The 15,571-nt window shown below is 37.7% G+C and carries 20 protein-coding genes and 1 other annotated feature; of the genes, 1 reads left to right on the forward strand and 19 read right to left on the reverse strand.

The genetic code is table 11. From position 1 onward, the window contains the following. Positions 1–500 precede the first annotated feature (500 nt). Entirely contained in the window at positions 501–887 is a 387-nt protein-coding gene (locus BMX40_RS19270) for a TIGR04086 family membrane protein (RefSeq protein WP_090873009.1), read from the forward strand. A 41-nt stretch (positions 888–928) separates the two neighbouring features. Here the strand turns inward: BMX40_RS19270 and yajC are convergent, their stop codons facing one another. The 19 genes from yajC to BMX40_RS19365 all read right to left on the reverse strand — a co-directional run bounded on the left by yajC (position 929) and on the right by BMX40_RS19365 (position 15,061). Next, complete coding sequence (gene yajC, locus BMX40_RS19275) at positions 929–1,192, reverse strand: preprotein translocase subunit YajC (protein WP_090873011.1); 264 nt, start codon at positions 1,190–1,192, stop codon at positions 929–931. A gap of 17 nt (positions 1,193–1,209) precedes the next feature. Continuing rightward, positions 1,210–2,352 carry a tRNA guanosine(34) transglycosylase Tgt gene (gene tgt / locus BMX40_RS19280; RefSeq protein WP_090873013.1) on the reverse strand — a complete coding sequence of 381 codons (1,143 nt, stop codon included), beginning with the start codon at positions 2,350–2,352 and terminating at the stop codon, positions 1,210–1,212. A gap of 15 nt (positions 2,353–2,367) precedes the next feature. Further along, positions 2,368–3,396, reverse strand: coding sequence for a tRNA preQ1(34) S-adenosylmethionine ribosyltransferase-isomerase QueA (gene queA, locus BMX40_RS19285; protein ID WP_090873015.1), 1,029 nt, complete (start codon positions 3,394–3,396; stop codon positions 2,368–2,370). 17 nt (positions 3,397–3,413) lie between these two features. Continuing rightward, the gene (locus BMX40_RS19290; protein ID WP_090873017.1) at positions 3,414–3,611 is read right to left on the reverse strand and encodes a DUF2905 domain-containing protein; all 198 of its coding nucleotides are present in this window, start codon (positions 3,609–3,611) and stop codon (positions 3,414–3,416) included. After that, positions 3,608–4,612, reverse strand: coding sequence for a Holliday junction branch migration DNA helicase RuvB (ruvB, locus tag BMX40_RS19295; protein ID WP_090873019.1), 1,005 nt, complete (start codon positions 4,610–4,612; stop codon positions 3,608–3,610). The genes BMX40_RS19290 and ruvB overlap by 4 nt, the downstream gene beginning before the upstream one ends. Before the next feature lie 15 nt (positions 4,613–4,627). Continuing rightward, positions 4,628–5,233 (reverse strand): Holliday junction branch migration protein RuvA, encoded by a 606-nt coding sequence (gene ruvA, locus BMX40_RS19300; RefSeq protein WP_090873021.1) that lies wholly within the window; start codon positions 5,231–5,233, stop codon positions 4,628–4,630. A 157-nt stretch (positions 5,234–5,390) separates the two neighbouring features. Further along, on the reverse strand, positions 5,391–6,122 hold the full coding sequence (locus tag BMX40_RS19305; RefSeq protein WP_090873023.1) for a YebC/PmpR family DNA-binding transcriptional regulator: 732 nt from the start codon (positions 6,120–6,122) through the stop codon (positions 5,391–5,393). 84 nt (positions 6,123–6,206) lie between these two features. Beyond that, a complete protein-coding gene (locus BMX40_RS19310; RefSeq protein WP_090873025.1) occupies positions 6,207–6,767 on the reverse strand; it encodes a YhcN/YlaJ family sporulation lipoprotein in 561 nt (186 codons plus the stop codon). A gap of 57 nt (positions 6,768–6,824) precedes the next feature. After that, positions 6,825–7,559 carry an NAD(+) synthase gene (gene nadE / locus BMX40_RS19315; protein WP_090873026.1) on the reverse strand — a complete coding sequence of 245 codons (735 nt, stop codon included), beginning with the start codon at positions 7,557–7,559 and terminating at the stop codon, positions 6,825–6,827. A gap of 40 nt (positions 7,560–7,599) precedes the next feature. Further along, positions 7,600–8,556, reverse strand: coding sequence for a phosphotransferase (locus BMX40_RS19320; RefSeq protein ID WP_090873028.1), 957 nt, complete (start codon positions 8,554–8,556; stop codon positions 7,600–7,602). Further along, positions 8,549–9,490 carry a SafA/ExsA family spore coat assembly protein gene (safA, locus tag BMX40_RS19325; RefSeq protein ID WP_090873030.1) on the reverse strand — a complete coding sequence of 314 codons (942 nt, stop codon included), beginning with the start codon at positions 9,488–9,490 and terminating at the stop codon, positions 8,549–8,551. The genes BMX40_RS19320 and safA overlap by 8 nt, the downstream gene beginning before the upstream one ends. Positions 9,491–9,877: 387 nt before the next feature. Continuing rightward, positions 9,878–10,333 carry an ACT domain-containing protein gene (locus tag BMX40_RS19330; protein WP_090873032.1) on the reverse strand — a complete coding sequence of 152 codons (456 nt, stop codon included), beginning with the start codon at positions 10,331–10,333 and terminating at the stop codon, positions 9,878–9,880. A gap of 17 nt (positions 10,334–10,350) precedes the next feature. Further along, positions 10,351–11,631 (reverse strand): GTPase ObgE, encoded by a 1,281-nt coding sequence (gene obgE / locus BMX40_RS19335; protein ID WP_090873034.1) that lies wholly within the window; start codon positions 11,629–11,631, stop codon positions 10,351–10,353. 16 nt (positions 11,632–11,647) lie between these two features. Further along, the gene (locus BMX40_RS19340; RefSeq protein WP_170840860.1) at positions 11,648–12,178 is read right to left on the reverse strand and encodes a Spo0B domain-containing protein; all 531 of its coding nucleotides are present in this window, start codon (positions 12,176–12,178) and stop codon (positions 11,648–11,650) included. 151 nt (positions 12,179–12,329) lie between these two features. Then, positions 12,330–12,620 carry a 50S ribosomal protein L27 gene (rpmA, locus tag BMX40_RS19345; RefSeq protein ID WP_090873039.1) on the reverse strand — a complete coding sequence of 97 codons (291 nt, stop codon included), beginning with the start codon at positions 12,618–12,620 and terminating at the stop codon, positions 12,330–12,332. 15 nt (positions 12,621–12,635) lie between these two features. Further along, complete coding sequence (locus BMX40_RS19350) at positions 12,636–12,965, reverse strand: ribosomal-processing cysteine protease Prp (protein WP_090873041.1); 330 nt, start codon at positions 12,963–12,965, stop codon at positions 12,636–12,638. 12 nt (positions 12,966–12,977) lie between these two features. Then, entirely contained in the window at positions 12,978–13,286 is a 309-nt protein-coding gene (rplU, locus tag BMX40_RS19355; protein WP_090873043.1) for a 50S ribosomal protein L21, read from the reverse strand. 14 nt (positions 13,287–13,300) lie between these two features. Continuing rightward, positions 13,301–13,375, reverse strand: a sequence feature (ribosomal protein L21 leader region). A gap of 68 nt (positions 13,376–13,443) precedes the next feature. Further along, positions 13,444–14,307, reverse strand: a complete 864-nt coding sequence (locus tag BMX40_RS19360) for a M50 family metallopeptidase (protein WP_090873045.1) — start codon at positions 14,305–14,307, stop codon at positions 13,444–13,446. Beyond that, the gene (locus BMX40_RS19365) at positions 14,291–15,061 is read right to left on the reverse strand and encodes a M23 family metallopeptidase (protein ID WP_090873047.1); all 771 of its coding nucleotides are present in this window, start codon (positions 15,059–15,061) and stop codon (positions 14,291–14,293) included. The genes BMX40_RS19360 and BMX40_RS19365 overlap by 17 nt, the downstream gene beginning before the upstream one ends. Positions 15,062–15,571 lie beyond the last annotated feature (510 nt).

Here is a 15,571-nt window from a genome sequence, read left to right on the forward strand (position 1 = left end):
CCTCGGGCACGGCCTCAGCTTCCTCAGAAGCAAAAACCGCTTCTTCCGGGATCTTCGGACTCGTGCTGTTCCCGCAGGAGTCTACGCATTCTGTCTCCGCTGTTGAAGTGGTTCTTATTTTGCGAGAATATACAAAACTATGATTATTGATTGAATAATAATCAAAAAATATCAGCGGAGGAAATACATGGAGACTCCTGCGGGAACAGCGAAGATGATGAGACCCCACAGAGAGCGGTCTTTGCGATCGAGGAGGCTCAGCACGAGCCCGCGGAAAGCGTAATGTATTTCCGTAGCGGTTGTCGAAGAGCTAAACAATCGTCGTTAAAATTTTTAACTAAAGCTACAAGAAGTATGACGCATCATGCATCAAATGTTCATTAAGAAACCTAATTCCAATTTTAGAAAACAAATTGAATTAATTTTTAAAAAACTCGTCTATTTTTTTGGGACATGAATAGAATGACAGTAAATGGACAATCAAGGGGGATTATGAAGCGATGCAAAGTAAACAATTTGTTGCCTTAATGTATGGATGGATAGTAATACTTGGTTTAATATTAATTTCTAGCTTCTCATTAGCATTATTACTTCGATTTTCATCTTTTAATGAACCAGCGTTATCCTGGGTCACGTTAGTAATCGGATTAATTTCATTATTTCTAGGTGGACTCATTGCAGGAATGAAAGGAAAAGCAAAAGGATGGCTCATCGGCTTAATCGTTGGATTAGGATTTACTATTTTCACCTTTCTCGTTCAATACTTAGGATACCAACAATCATTTTCAGTGGAACAATCCATACATCATTTATTTTACACAGCAGCTGCTCTATTCGGTGGTATCATTGGAGTTAACAGTGTATCAGATGAAAATAGCAACGCATAACGTACAAAGAGGCTTACCACATATAGGTAAGCCTCTACATTTTATGAATCTGATTTTACTTCTCTAACTGCCGAACGGTCGTATGTAAGTTTCGTACCGTCACCTGCTTGTAGTACGATCGTGTTTTCATCTAGGGCATGAATCACACCATGAAATCCACCAATCGTTATTACAGAATCACCTTTTTGAAGATTTGCTTGCATTTGACTAACTTGCTTTTGACGTTTTTGCTGTGGACGGATAAGCAAGAAATAGAATATAACAAACATTAACACTAGCATAATAATCGGGCTAAAAGCATCCATCTATTTTCACCTCTCTCTTAAAAGTTTTTTGCATTCGGTTGATTTAATCCATACTGTTCAAAGAATGCTTCTCGAAAGTCCCCAAGTCGATCTTCACGAATCGCATTTCGGACTTGCTCCATTAATTTTAACAGAAAATATAAATTATGATAAGTAGTAAGTCTAAAACCAAACGTTTCATTACATTTTATTAGATGACGAATGTATGCACGTGTATAATTTTTACAAACATGACAGTCACAATTCTCATCGATAGGACTAAAATCTCTCGCATATTTAGCATTACGAACAACTAAACGACCATTAGATGTCATACATGTCCCATTTCGGGCTATTCTTGTTGGCAATACACAATCAAACATATCAATTCCACGAATTGCTCCATCAATAAGGGAATCAGGAGAGCCGACACCCATTAAATAACGAGGCTTATCTGTTGGCATTAGTGGGGTTGTGAAATCCAAGACTCTGTTCATAACATCCTTTGGTTCCCCAACAGAGAGTCCACCAACCGCATATCCAGGAAAGTCTAAGGAGACTAAGTCTTGTGCACTTTGCTTACGTAGATCTTCATATTCTCCACCTTGAATAATACCGAATAGCCCTTGTACATCTTTTCGTTCATGGGCAGCTAGACATCTTTCCGCCCAACGCGATGTTCTTTCAACAGATGCTTTCATATATTCCTTTGTGGCTGGATATGGCGGACATTCATCAAATGCCATCATGATATCAGATCCAAGCGCATTTTGGATTTGCATTGCTTTTTCCGGTGATAAAAATAGCTTTTCTCCATTTAAATGATTACGAAAGTGCACGCCTTCTTCTTTTATTTCACGCATATCACTTAAGCTAAATACTTGGAAACCACCGGAATCAGTTAAAATTGCACCGTCCCAATTCATAAATTTATGTAATCCGCCCGCTTCACGTATGATATCTTCCCCAGGACGTAACCATAAATGATACGTATTCGATAAAATGATATTAGCGTTCATTTCTTGTAATTCTTCCGGACTCATCGTTTTAACCGTTGCAAGTGTTCCAACTGGCATAAAGGTAGGCGTATCAAAACTACCGTGAGGTGTATGAACACGCCCCAATCTCGCACCAGTTTGTTTACACGTTTTAATAAATTCATATCTAATTGGTGTTGTCATATATCTCTTTCCTTTTTAAATTATTAGCATCGCATCTCCAAAACTAAAAAAGCGATACTTTTCTTGAACTGCTACTTTATAAGCCGATAATACGGTTTCTCTATCCACAAGTGCACTGACAAGCATGATTAACGTAGATTTCGGCAGGTGAAAATTGGTTATTAAACCATCAATTGCCCGAAACTGGTATGGTGGATAGATGAAGATATCTGTCCAGCCACTAGACGCGACAAACTTCCCGTCATTATCCCTTGCAATAGTCTCTAATGTACGTGTTGATGTTGTCCCAACCGAGATAATTCTTCCACCTGCTTCTTTTACATTAGTTAATGTTTTAGCCGTCTCTTCGGACATATGGTAAAATTCCGCATGCATTTCATGGTTGTCAATATCATCAACGCTGACCGGTCGGAAGGTACCTAATCCTACATGCAAAGTAATAAATGTGATGGTTACACCCATTTCCTTAATCTCATCTAGCAGTTCCTCTGTAAAATGCAAACCAGCTGTTGGTGCTGCTGCAGATCCTTCTTCCTTCGCATAAACGGTTTGATATCGTTCGCGTTCTGGTAATTGTTCTTTAATATATGGCGGAAGAGGCATTTCACCAAGTTGATCCAGCACTTCATAGAATATTCCTTCATAGGAAAATTCAAAAATGCGTCCACCATGGTCTTTTAATCCGACACAAGTTGCTCTTAATTTCCCATCTCCAAATACAATGGTTGTACCTTCTTTCACCTTTTTAGCAGGCTTCGTGAGCACCTCCCATGTATCCCTTTCTTGTTGATGCAAGAGCAATAATTCTATGTTTGCCCCCGTGTCTTCCTTCACACCATATAATCTTGCTGGTAATACCCTTGTATCGTTTAATACGAGGCAATCTCCTTTTTGTAAATACTGCTTTATATTTTTAAAGGAATCATGCGCTACATCTTTCGTATCCTTATTTAACACAAGTAACCTAGATGCGGTACGATCCTTCAGCGGTGTTTGTGCGATTAATTCTTCTGGTAAATTAAAATCAAAGTCCTCTATATTCATGTTGTAACCCCTATTCCCTATCTAAATCGTCCAATAATGAAAAAGATTAATGATAGTATAATACTAACGACAATCGATGTCATAATCGGAAAATGAAAGGTAAAATTTCCTTTTTTAAAACTAATATCACCTGGTAGCCTTCCAATAAATGTCCACAAAAGACCAATTATTAAAAAGATAATCCCAATCACAATGAATACCTTACCTAAATTCAATTCTTACCATCCACTTTCAATCCAAAGTGTTCGTATGCCTTCGTTGTTACTAATCTTCCCCGAGGAGTGCGCTGAATAAACCCAATTTGCAACAAATATGGTTCATAAACATCTTCAATTGTTTGTGATTCTTCGCCAATTGTCGCAGCAATCGTTTCTAATCCTACTGGTCCACCTTGAAATCCCTCGATAATCCCTTTTAATAATTTATGGTCGATATGATCCAAGCCAACATCATCTACTTGAAGCATTTTCAATGCAGATTCTGTTGTTTCCAGACTAATTTCTGATTCGCCTTTCACCTGGGAAATATCACGTATTCTTTTTAAGAGGCGATTAGCAATACGTGGTGTACCTCTAGAGCGTCTCGCTACTTCTAAAGCTGCTTCTTGAGAAATGGAAGTTTCGAAAATATCAGCTGTACGCTCTACGATTGAACATAAATCTTTTGTCTCATAGTACTCCAATCTACTTAAAACACCAAATCGGTCACGTAATGGTGCAGATAACAAGCCTGCTCTTGTTGTTGCACCAACTAATGTAAACGGAGGTAAATCTATTCGAACGGAGCGAGCGCTTGGTCCAGTTCCAATGACGATGTCAATAAAAAAGTCCTCCATTGCTGAGTACAACACTTCTTCAACGGAACGTGGTAAGCGATGCACCTCATCGATAAATAATACATCGCCAGGCTCTAAGGAAGAAAGTATTGCTGCCAAATCTCCAGCTCGATCAATTGCAGGTCCGGAAGTAGAGCGAAATTGTACGCCCATCTCATTAGCTATAATAGCTGCTAAAGTCGTTTTCCCTAACCCAGGAGGTCCATATAACAGAACATGATCTAATGGCTCTTCTCTCATTTTAGCTGCCTGGATAAATATGCTTAGATTTTCCTTTACTTTGGGTTGCCCGATATATTGGTTTAAGGTGATGGGGCGAAGACTTAGTTCAACAGTCGAATCTTCGGATTGTAATTCGCCTGTTACCATACGTTCATCCATTATCTTTTCCCCCTGTTATTTTTTCATTAATAATGCCAAAGCTTTTCGAATCACTTCATCTGTAGAAGTTTGCTCTTCTTTTTGAAGTACAGGTAGTATCGGTTTGATTTCTTTATCTGTGTAACCTAATGCCTTCAACGCTTCGTGTGCTTCTGTTAATTCTTTGCTTATTGTTCCGACATCTCGATGATCCTGTTCTAATTCAGAACCTAGCGCAACCATTGAAGTAAGTTTGCCCTTTAAATCCAGAATAATTTGTCTAGCTGTTTTTTTACCTACTCCAGGAAAACTCGTTAAGAACTTATCATCCTCTTGCTCAATCGCTCCAATAAATCCTTGAATATCAACACTTCCTAAGATAGCCAAGGCACCTTTTGGTCCAATTCCAGATACAGAAATTAGCTTTGTAAACAAGTACTTTTCATCCTCATTTTTAAAACCATATAAAACTTGTGCATCTTCGCGAACATAATGATATGTAAAGATTTGAAGCTCCTTGTGAAGTTTCGGTTGAAAATAAAAAGGATTTGGACATACGATTTCATAGCCAATCCCTTGTACATCTATTATTACCGCTTCCTCATTTATATTAGATACTATTCCTTTTATGTAAGCAATCATTTTTATCCCCCCACTAACCATTATCTATTCTAACATAATATAACAAGAAGGTTGAAAACAAAAGCGCAAGCGCCTTGGGTAGAGACATACGAGCGGCTGGACGCTTTTGTACATAAGCAATAAAAAAACTTCCATCCAGCTCGAATGGAAGTTAGAGTTATTCATTCCCCTTTAAATTATGATGGATATCTTGAACATCTTCACTGTCTTCAAGTGTATCAATCAACTTGTTTAGTTTATATTCTTCCTCTGGAGTGACTTGCTGGTAATTTTGAGGGATTAATGTCACTTCTTGGTCTTCTAATTCATACCCACTAGCTCGTAATTGCTCACTAACGGCTGCAAAATCATCTGGTGAGGTGAAGATTTCATAAGCTCCATCCTCATTGAGGATATCTTCCGCTCCAGCTTCTAAAGCATCTAACGCTAGGTCATCTTCGGAAAGTTGTCCTTCTTCGTCTAATATAAGGATATAACCTTTCCGATCAAACATGAAGGATACACTGCCATTCTCCCCTAAATTACCACCATTTTTCTTAAATGCATGCCGGATATCAGCAGCAGTACGGTTTCGGTTATCCGTTAATACATTAATAATGATAGCAACTCCTCCAGGTCCATACCCTTCATAGGTAATTTCCTCATAGGTCGCTCCATCTAATGTACCTGTGGCCTTCTTGATTGCTCGATCAATATTCTCATTAGGCATGTTATCTGCTTTTGCTTTATCAACAGCACTACGTAATGTAGCATTTGTTGTCGGATCTCCCCCACCTTGCTTTGCTGCTATATATATATCCTTAGCATGACGCATGAAAACTTTCCCTTTTTTTGCGTCTTGTGCATTCTTTCGTTTTTGAATGTTTTTCCATTTGGAATGTCCAGCCATATAAAAAGATCTCCTCTCAAGCAGTCTCTTTATATCATAACAAAGATACCTTGGCTTATGAAGTGTATATACACTTCAAGGACATTACTGATCTGTATTGAAAAAATCTTCTAAGAATTGATTAACATTTTCATTACTTATCTGATTTGCATTAATGTTTCTCATTCTATTCCAGTAAATATTGTCCGTATAAACAACAACGGTTTTATCTTGTACAAATCGTCTAACCTCGTGTTTTATTTGTTCAACTTCTGCATCAGTACCATCTAGAGATGTTTGTTCTGTGTGATTGTTAAGCATTACTGCCACAACTATACGGTCGTCTGTTGACGTTACCTGTGCCTGTTTTACAAAATTCAATTGTGACAAATGCTCGGAAATCTCGGTAGTTTGATCATTCGTATATCTGTCTTGGGTTCGATCATTCGTTTCTCCTGCATTTAATCCCTCTAACTCACTTTGAGGGTATCCCCCACGTTGACCGATAGATCGGTCCTCTCCAAGTCGATCCCCTTGTTGGTCGGGTGTTTCATAATGAATAGGTTGTAAATTATTTTGTTGATTATTTGCATGCCTACCCTCTTCTTGAGTTCCACACCCTGCTAACACAAGGGCACTGGCAGTATATATGATAAACTTTTTCATAGTAAAACCTCCCTTATACTTATTTTGTATAAGAGAGGTTTAATTACACTGGTAATTTTATGATCTTCTAAACTGAGGATGTGGATCTCTTTTATGTGCAGAATTTCTGTGCATTCGCTCAATAATCGCTTTATCCTCCTCTGGAATTGCTTCCCCTTTTAAATAGGCATCGATCTTGTTATAGGTTGTGCCCATTTCAGCCTCATCAGTTTGACCTTTCCAAAGATCAGCACTCGGCTTTTTATGAATAACTTCTTGTGGAACTCCTAATATTTTCGCTAATTCTCGTACCTCTCCTTTTGTAAAGTCAACTAGTGGCAAAATGTCTACACCGCCATCTCCATACTTCGTGAAATAACCCGTATACCATTCTGCTGCATTATCTGTACCAACAACTAAGTAATTATAATTCGTTGCTATTGTATATAGTGTACTCATTCGTAGCCTTGCTCGTAAATTTGCGTCTGCTAATTGGCCTTTTTCATCATTGAACTCATTACTCAAATTCTTTTTAATTTGTGAAAACATGACATCATGTGTTTCCGTTAAATCAATTGTCATCCCTTTTATCCCACAATTATCAATAACCTTTCTAGCATGTTCCATTCCTTCTGGGTCACTGTTTAACGGCATAATTACACCGAGTGAGTTATCTGGACATGCTCGTTGAATTAAATTAGCAACAACAGCAGAATCAATTCCACCACTTACACCAACTAATAACCCATCTACTCCCGTTTCCTCTACTTGCTTTTTTAACCAATTGACGATGTCTGTTACTACATTTTCCAACAAAATCGCTCCTTTATCTCTTCCAAAAAGCTATAATAGACTATTTTACCATTTTTACTGCTGTTTTCAAAAAATTTGTTCTCTTACTCCAACTTTCACTCAGTTCCTCTAGATAGGCTGAAATAGAAGATTCGGAACGGTGACGTCGGAGAAAATGGATCCATTCCCGCAGAACATCACTAGGAATTGAAAGGGATAAAATCCATGGTGATAACTCTTTTTCCCTTACCATCCTATAGGCCAATAATTTATCTATATCCCAGTTGATATAAGGTAAAAAACGTTGACCTAATTGAATAAAATCATATAATTGCGTTGTACAATACAGAAGATCGAAATCAATTAAGTATGTTTTGTCATTCTTTATGAAATTATGCGCAGCGACATCGCCATGCACCCATACTCCTTTCTCCTCTGCCTTTCGTTGTATCCTTTTCCACGGAAAATGAGATACTAGCTGGATTTGTCGTTCCGTTGTTTGAATAATATCCTTGTAGAGCCCTACATAACCAAACTTAGCAAATATATACTCTGTTTTTTTAAACATTTGCAAGCGATTATACCAACGTAAATAAAAAAGTTGTTTCTTTACATGACGATTTATATAAATAGCTGTTGCTGTTTCATGAAAAGCATGCAATGTATTAACTGCTTCTATTCGGTCTTCTGGGTTCTTATAATTGAGCTTTCTACCCGGAATATAAGGAGTAATCGTCCAATAAGAATTCTCATCAATTAAGAACTTGGATGAATTCGGAAATCGAACAAAAGGCGCAATCATGTTTCCGTTATTTCTCTTAAAAAACGACCACTGTTGATATACATTATTTTTATTGTGATGACTCTTTACGATAAACTTTTCGTTTGCTATCGTTTTAACAAGAAACACATTGGCTTTAATCGGGGATATTAACTTAAGATCCAAGCCACCTTCCCAATAAAAAAAAGAAGAGAGACGATCAAGTTTATTATCGTCTCTTCGATAAAAGTTACTCACTTGCTGATTCGTCCTCTTCTTGCCTAAATGAAGGGTATCCTGGAGGGGTTGGGTATGCTGGTTGATTAAAATCAGGAATCTGTGGATATTGCTGTGTTGGATACGGTGACATTGGTTGCGCTTGGAAAGGTGGTTGCATTTGATCAAAACCATATGGTGCTTGCATCGAACCCATCGCTTGAGCTGGCATAGGATTACTCCCTTTACAACCGCAATCATTTTTATGCATCGACTTCGGCATCATTTCTTGTTGCAACGGCATACTTTGTTGGATTGGAAATTCCGGGCTAGATGAGGATTCAAAATCTTGAAATTGCGGGCCTAGCACAGCCGGCTGGTGATGATACATTGGTTGATCGCATGGATGCATGATCGGTACGGGATAACAAGGGTGTGGAACTGGATAACATGGTACCATATGAATTGGTTGCTGGACCATTGGTTGTTGTACTGGTTGTTGTACTGGTTGCTGTATTGGCTGCTCTTTTGGCTGTTCTTTTTTTACAGGTTTCTCTTTTGGTTGCTCTGGCATTTTAGGTAAATGAATATCCTGTTGTATTTCTTGCTGCATAATCGGCATTTGCATCATTGGTTGCAACGGCATTTGCGGCATTTGCGGCATAGGCATTTCAGGCTTTACTTCTTTAGCTGGTTTCTCATCATCTTCTTTAATTACTGGAAATGGTTTTGGTGAAATATCTTTATATGGCTTTTCTGTTACTGGTTTTTGTTTTTCTTTTATTTGTTGTTCTTTCACTGGCGCTTCTTTCTTTACCGTTTTGGCACTTGTAGGTATCTTTACTTTCATACCCGGCATAATCATATCTGGACTTGATAATTGTGAATTAAGCTGTTTAACCTCTTCAAAATCCACCCCATATTGCTTTGCTATTTCCCACAGTGTATCTCCTTTTTGTACAATGTGAATCTTCAAGTTAATTCGAACTCCTTTCGTTTCTATAACTGGGCTAATTACTCTATACCAACATATGCAAGAAAACGAAAAAAGTTGAACAATAAAAAGATATAAAGCGAATCTTCCATCAGTGGTGTTTTTCCACTCCCCACTGATTATTAGTTGCACAAATCAGACATTTACTTTCCGTCCATCCTCCACTTAACCTCTTGGGTTTACCTCAATGTTTGAATTGGGGGCTAACGACGTACAGAACGTGCTAGTACCGATAATGCGACAGGACGTCACTTATTTCTATCTGCCAGTTAGATGCTGGAAAAAGAAAAATCCGAACGAATGCGAATTAAAAAATAAATTCTGCAACGTCGCTCAGATTTTTATACAGGTCCACATTATTCTCTATTACTAAACTCCTGAACTTAATAAAGTAACTTGTTCCACAAACTCCAACTGTTTTAATTGATGAATTAGCTGGTCTACTTTTTCATCTATTTGTGATATATCTAAGGACAAAGTTACATTCGCTTTTCCTTGTACAGGAATGGTTTGATGAATCGTTAATATGTTACATCCAGCTGCAGCTACAATCCGTAACAATTTGGATAAGGTACCTGTTCGATCTTCCAAATGAAAGAATAAAGTAATGATCTTTTCTTTAACCATCGCTTGAAAAGGAAAAACAGCATCCTTGTATTTGTAATAAGCACTGCGAGAAAGATTTACTTTTTGCGTTGCTTCATGAATCGTTTTTACCTTGCCCCGTTCTATTAACTGCTTCACTTCCATTGTCTTTTTAATCGATTCAGGTAAGACATCACTTCGAACCAAATAAAACTGTTCGTCCTCTTTCATGCTTTGCATCCCCAATCGTCATATTGCTACTCAACAAACTCAAATTCGAAATCCATCAAACGAATTGTATCTCCATCCTCTGCCCCTCTTTTTCTCAAGGCATCGTCTACGCCCATTGTACGTAATTGCCTTGCAAAACGTTGAATTGCTTCATCTCTAGCAAAGTCTGTCATTTTAAATAACTTTTCTATTTTTACACCTGAGAGTACATATGCCCCATCATCATCACGAGTGATTTCAAATCCTTTATCTTCTTTTTCATACTTATAAACTACTTTCTCTTCCGTTTCTTCCAATTTAGGAGCTACCTTTGGTATCGTGTCTAATAGGTCGGCTACAGCAAATAATATATCTCTTAGACCATCTTTTGTCAGTGCAGATATTGGATAGACAGGTGTATCTTTATCAAGTTGACTTTTAAATTTTTCCAAGTTTTCTTCCGCATCTGGCATATCCATTTTATTAGCTGCAATAATCTGTGGGCGAGTAATGAGTTTCGCATCGTATTCCTGTAATTCCTGATTTATCTTTTTATAATCTTCGAAGGGGTCTCTACCTTCTGTTCCAGCCATATCAATAACATGAATAATAACACGTGTACGTTCTACATGCCGCAAGAACTGATGGCCAAGTCCTACACCTTCGTGCGCTCCTTCAATTAGACCTGGCAGGTCAGCTAATACAAAACTACGTTGGTCACTAGTTTCTACCACACCTAAGTTAGGGGCCAAAGTAGTAAAGTGATAATCTGCAATTTTCGGTTTTGCAGCGCTAACTACGGATAAAAATGTTGATTTTCCAACACTCGGAAAGCCAACAAGTCCTACATCTGCAATTAATTTTAATTCAACTTTAATATTTCGCTCTTGACCAGGCTCACCATTTTCTGCAAAGTCTGGAGCAGGATTTCGCGGACTAGCAAACCGCGTGTTTCCACGCCCCCCTCTTCCACCTTTTACGATAATAGCTTCTTGTTCATGAGTTGTTAAATCTGCGATTACTTGGCTTGTGTCTTCATCGATTACGGTTGTCCCAGGTGGTACAGGTACAACTAACGGATCAGCATTTCTTCCATGCTGCGTTTTACTCATTCCATTCTCACCGCGTTTTGCCTTAAAATGGCGATTATAACGAAAATCCATTAGTGTATTTAATCCTTCATCAACTTTAAAGATAACATCTCCACCGTTACCTCCATCCCCACCAGCTGGACCACCTTTTGGAACATACTTTTCACGTCGATAAGCGACTAATCCATTACCACCATCGCCGGCTTTAACATATACACTGACTTGATCTACAAACATAACTTTCACCTCATCATTATAGAAACGAAACTCTACAGTTTATTTCGCTTCGTGTTGATTCCACTACTTCTATTTTCACTTCTATCATATTTTGTAATTTGGAACGAAACTTGTCTACATCTATACCATTACCCTGAATCGTATAGACTACCTCAAATTCATTACTTTGTTGTCCAGTTAAGACTTTAAGTGTCAGCTCGTATAACTCCAGTTCATCCCCTAAATCACAAATTGCTTCAGCTATAGATTCACTAACAGTTACAAGTTTTTGATCTTGAGAATGAATATCTAAATTATCAGTATGTATATCGTAAGCTAAACGAATATTGCTATTTACGGAATTAAATTGAATAAGCCAGACTGTAAAATAAGGCACATTTAAATTCATTAATTTGCGCTCATTTTGGAAGTCATTCAGGAGTGAATCCAATTTCTCATGTACCATATCGGTCTTCCCCATACTAAGATACCCTTGAATGATTTGCATATGATTCATCAGATCATGTCTTTGATGACGGAGCAATTCGACAACATCCTTAGTCTCCACATTTTCTCCCCCTATTATGATCAAAATTATAGCAAATATAGCTTTTACCTTCACTATAATCCTATTCAAATATGTAAATGAAGTAAATTTTTCTGTTTAAAAAACTCCAACCGTAATAATGGTTGGAGTTTGTAATTATGAGTTATACAAATTATGCTTCTTGTGCAACTGGATAAACACTAACTTTTTTGCGGTCACGACCATAGCGTTCAAATTTTACAACACCATCGATTTTAGCAAAAAGAGTGTCATCTCCTCCACGGCCTACGTTTTCTCCTGGGTAGATTTTTGTACCGCGTTGACGATAAAGAATTGACCCACCAGAAACCATTTGCCCGTCAGCACGCTTAGCACCTAAGCGTTTGGACTCAGAATCACGACCGTTTTTTGTACTACCTTGACCTTTTTTCGTTGCGAAAAATTGTAAATCTAGACGTAGCATCTTGGCTGCACCTCCTTATTTTGAATGAATTTTGATGAACTGACTATATTCACGTTCGATTGTTTCCAATGATATAATCATTCCCTCAAGCAAAGTCTGTGTTTTTTCCATTATCTCTTGACTTAAAGAGTGTGGAAATTGAACACGTAGGTATCCACCTTCTTCGCCTTGCTCGATTTCAGGATGAATATCACATAATGCAATAACTGCATTCACTGCACCAAATGAAACAGCGGAAACACCTGCACAGACTAAATCATAGCCATACGGACCACTATCTGCATGTCCAGAGAGTTCAAATTCTGTTATTTGATTATTCTTTCTTGATACAGTTACATTGATCATGTGATAAATTCCTTATTGATTAATTTTTTCAATTACTAATTTTGTATAAGGTTGACGATGACCTTGTTTACGATGGTAGTTCTTTTTAGGTTTGTATTTGAATACAGTTACCTTTTTCTGACGACCATGCTTTTCTACTTTAGCAGTAACAGTTGCTCCTTCAACATATGGAGAACCAACTTTCACATCATCTCCACCCACAAAAAGAACTTTATCAAATGTAACCGTTTCGTCCGCATCTGCAGTCACTTTTTCTACGTAGATTTCTTGGCCTTCTTCTACCTTAACTTGTTTGCCACCTGTTTCGATAATTGCGTACATAACTTGCACCTCCTTAATTAACTCAGACTCGCCATGCAGGTACTCACTAAATGAGTTTAATAACCTGATCTGTGCGGTTGTAGCACGGGTGCTACGATGAATAACATATTGATGTTATCATGTCTTCTATCAAATTGTCAAGCACACAACAAAACACTTATATTCTTATCGCTAAGTCACCAATTGTAGAAGCGTATTGTTTCTCGTGGAAATAATAATGTAAACAATCGCTTTCATCAATGCTTACTCGTTTTTCTCCCGGTAGCATAATGTAGATCGCATGTTTTTTATCACGCTTAAATTGGGTAAACACTTCCTTTAAAGGCAAGTGGTGTGGTACAACAATCGCACGAACACCATTTAGTGTTGAATCCCCCTCATATCGTTGTAACAAGAAGCGCATGAAAACATAGTATCGGTGCTTCCATTCCTTTCTATTTTCCAAAAATAAAAATATCATTATTAAAAACATACTTAAGGTAAATGAGTACACAACTAGCTGGCCGATGACAATGACAACACTTAGGATCATAGATAAAATAATCATAGCATCATAAGCTTTTCGGTATGGCAGATATAATGATAATAAGAGGAATAGTAGTTTTCCACCGTCTAGCGGCCAAATTGGTAATAGATTAAACAATAGGATAACGAAATTATAAAACAAAATTAGCTCACTGAGGGATGCCGGAATGATTTGAAAGTTCGATAATAATACCACCGTCAAATAAATAAGAATATGTTGAAATGGTCCAGCAATTGTTACAAGCATTTCTTCATATGTCGGTCTATTTCCATGTTCATCCGTTTTCATCGTTCCACCGAAAATCCAAAGTACAATATGCCGAATCCGCCACCCAAAAAATTTAGCTACTGAATAATGACCTAATTCATGCAATAATACAATGGATAAAATAATCATTAATTCCACAAACGTACCTGTTAAAAATGCAATCACGATAAATATTAAAAGAATTGGATGTATGTGAACTGGAGGTAGATTCTTAAGGATTGTCGTCAACTTTTATCACCTGAACTGGATCAATGTATTCGTTGTCTTTTTCAATTGAGAAGTATACGGTCTCACCTTCATTTGTTGGAGAGAATTGTCCAATTCTTTGATTTGCTGCAATGTACTGATATAAATGTACATCAATGTCACTTAAAAAACCATATGTGGACTTACTTCCATCCACGTGTTGAATGACTACCGTTTTATCTGTAACACGATCATTTCCTGAGAAAATGACGATCCCTTCTCTGAGTGCCGATACATTAGAAGTTCCATCTGGTGAAATCATAATTCCTTTTCCATTTGCTTGAAAGGTCTCAGTTACACTTCCACTAACAGGATATGCTAATGCTTGATTGTTATCATTGGATACCTGTTGAGAGGGTGAAAACGCTAGCGGTGTTCCAAACGAGTCTTGGTACCATTTGTACACATTCGCAAACGGAAATTCTTCTGTTAATGCATTGCTTGTCCAATCTTTAGGCTTAACGAGTACATCAGCGTCTGATTCCCATAATAAGGCTACACCAAAAAATAACATCGCCGATAAGATTCCTTTTAGTACAAATCCAGATATAAAGTTACTTCTTTGTTTGGTTCCTCCTTCAGATTCAAAAAAGCTTGGATAATATCCATGTTTCTCCTCATCTTGGGGAAGAGGCATTATTTGTTTGGTCGAGATGTCTTTTGAATTTGAAGTAATACCGCGTTTCTTTTTTCGTTCACTAATTGATTTTCGTACTTGTTTAACCCCGTTATTCATATCCCTATCATTCCTTCTTCTTCTTTTGTACAAGTGTATGAAAGGAATTTTAAAGATATGATATAAGCCGAAGATTCCCACTGTAAAAAGATAGATAATGGATAGGAAATAACGATACTAAAGACGAACAACTCCAGATAGGAAGTATCAAATATTCCTTTTCAATGTCGAATCTTTCTAATTCGTAGTTGATGTATGATGCGTCATACTTCTTGTAGCTTTAGTTAAAAATTTTAACGACGATTGTTTAGCGCTTCGACAACCGCTACGGAAATACATTACGCTTTCCGCGGGCTCGTGCTGAGCCTCCTCGATCGCAAAGACCGCTCTCTGTGGGGTCTCAACATCTTCGCTGTTCCCGCAGGAGTCTCCATGTATTTCCTCCGCTGATATTTTTTGATTATTATTCAATCAATAATCATAGTTTTGTATATTCTCGCAAAATAAGAACCACTTCAACAGCGGAGGCAGAATGCGTAGACTCCTGCGGGAACAGCACGAGTCCGAAGA

The sequence above is a fragment of the Oceanobacillus limi genome (genome assembly GCF_900111445.1).
Taxonomy (GTDB): domain Bacteria; phylum Bacillota; class Bacilli; order Bacillales; family Amphibacillaceae; genus Ornithinibacillus; species Ornithinibacillus limi.

What these genes read in the sequence shown, in the direction of transcription:
- BMX40_RS19310 (WP_090873025.1), bottom strand. Translation starts at nt 6,767, where the DNA reads ATGAAAAAGTTTATCATATATACTGCCAGTGCCCTTGTGTTAGCAGGG.
- BMX40_RS19270 (WP_090873009.1), top strand. Translation starts at nt 501, where the DNA reads ATGCAAAGTAAACAATTTGTTGCCTTAATGTATGGATGGATAGTAATA.
- BMX40_RS19365 (WP_090873047.1), bottom strand. Translation starts at nt 15,061, where the DNA reads ATGAATAACGGGGTTAAACAAGTACGAAAATCAATTAGTGAACGAAAA.
- obgE (WP_090873034.1), bottom strand. Translation starts at nt 11,631, where the DNA reads ATGTTTGTAGATCAAGTCAGTGTATATGTTAAAGCCGGCGATGGTGGT.
- queA (WP_090873015.1), bottom strand. Translation starts at nt 3,396, where the DNA reads ATGAATATAGAGGACTTTGATTTTAATTTACCAGAAGAATTAATCGCA.
- rplU (WP_090873043.1), bottom strand. Translation starts at nt 13,286, where the DNA reads ATGTACGCAATTATCGAAACAGGTGGCAAACAAGTTAAGGTAGAAGAA.
- ruvA (WP_090873021.1), bottom strand. Translation starts at nt 5,233, where the DNA reads ATGATTGCTTACATAAAAGGAATAGTATCTAATATAAATGAGGAAGCG.
- BMX40_RS19350 (WP_090873041.1), bottom strand. Translation starts at nt 12,965, where the DNA reads ATGATCAATGTAACTGTATCAAGAAAGAATAATCAAATAACAGAATTT.
- BMX40_RS19305 (WP_090873023.1), bottom strand. Translation starts at nt 6,122, where the DNA reads ATGGCTGGACATTCCAAATGGAAAAACATTCAAAAACGAAAGAATGCA.
- BMX40_RS19330 (WP_090873032.1), bottom strand. Translation starts at nt 10,333, where the DNA reads ATGCAAAGCATGAAAGAGGACGAACAGTTTTATTTGGTTCGAAGTGAT.
- ruvB (WP_090873019.1), bottom strand. Translation starts at nt 4,612, where the DNA reads ATGGATGAACGTATGGTAACAGGCGAATTACAATCCGAAGATTCGACT.
- rpmA (WP_090873039.1), bottom strand. Translation starts at nt 12,620, where the DNA reads ATGCTACGTCTAGATTTACAATTTTTCGCAACGAAAAAAGGTCAAGGT.
- tgt (WP_090873013.1), bottom strand. Translation starts at nt 2,352, where the DNA reads ATGACAACACCAATTAGATATGAATTTATTAAAACGTGTAAACAAACT.
- yajC (WP_090873011.1), bottom strand. Translation starts at nt 1,192, where the DNA reads ATGGATGCTTTTAGCCCGATTATTATGCTAGTGTTAATGTTTGTTATA.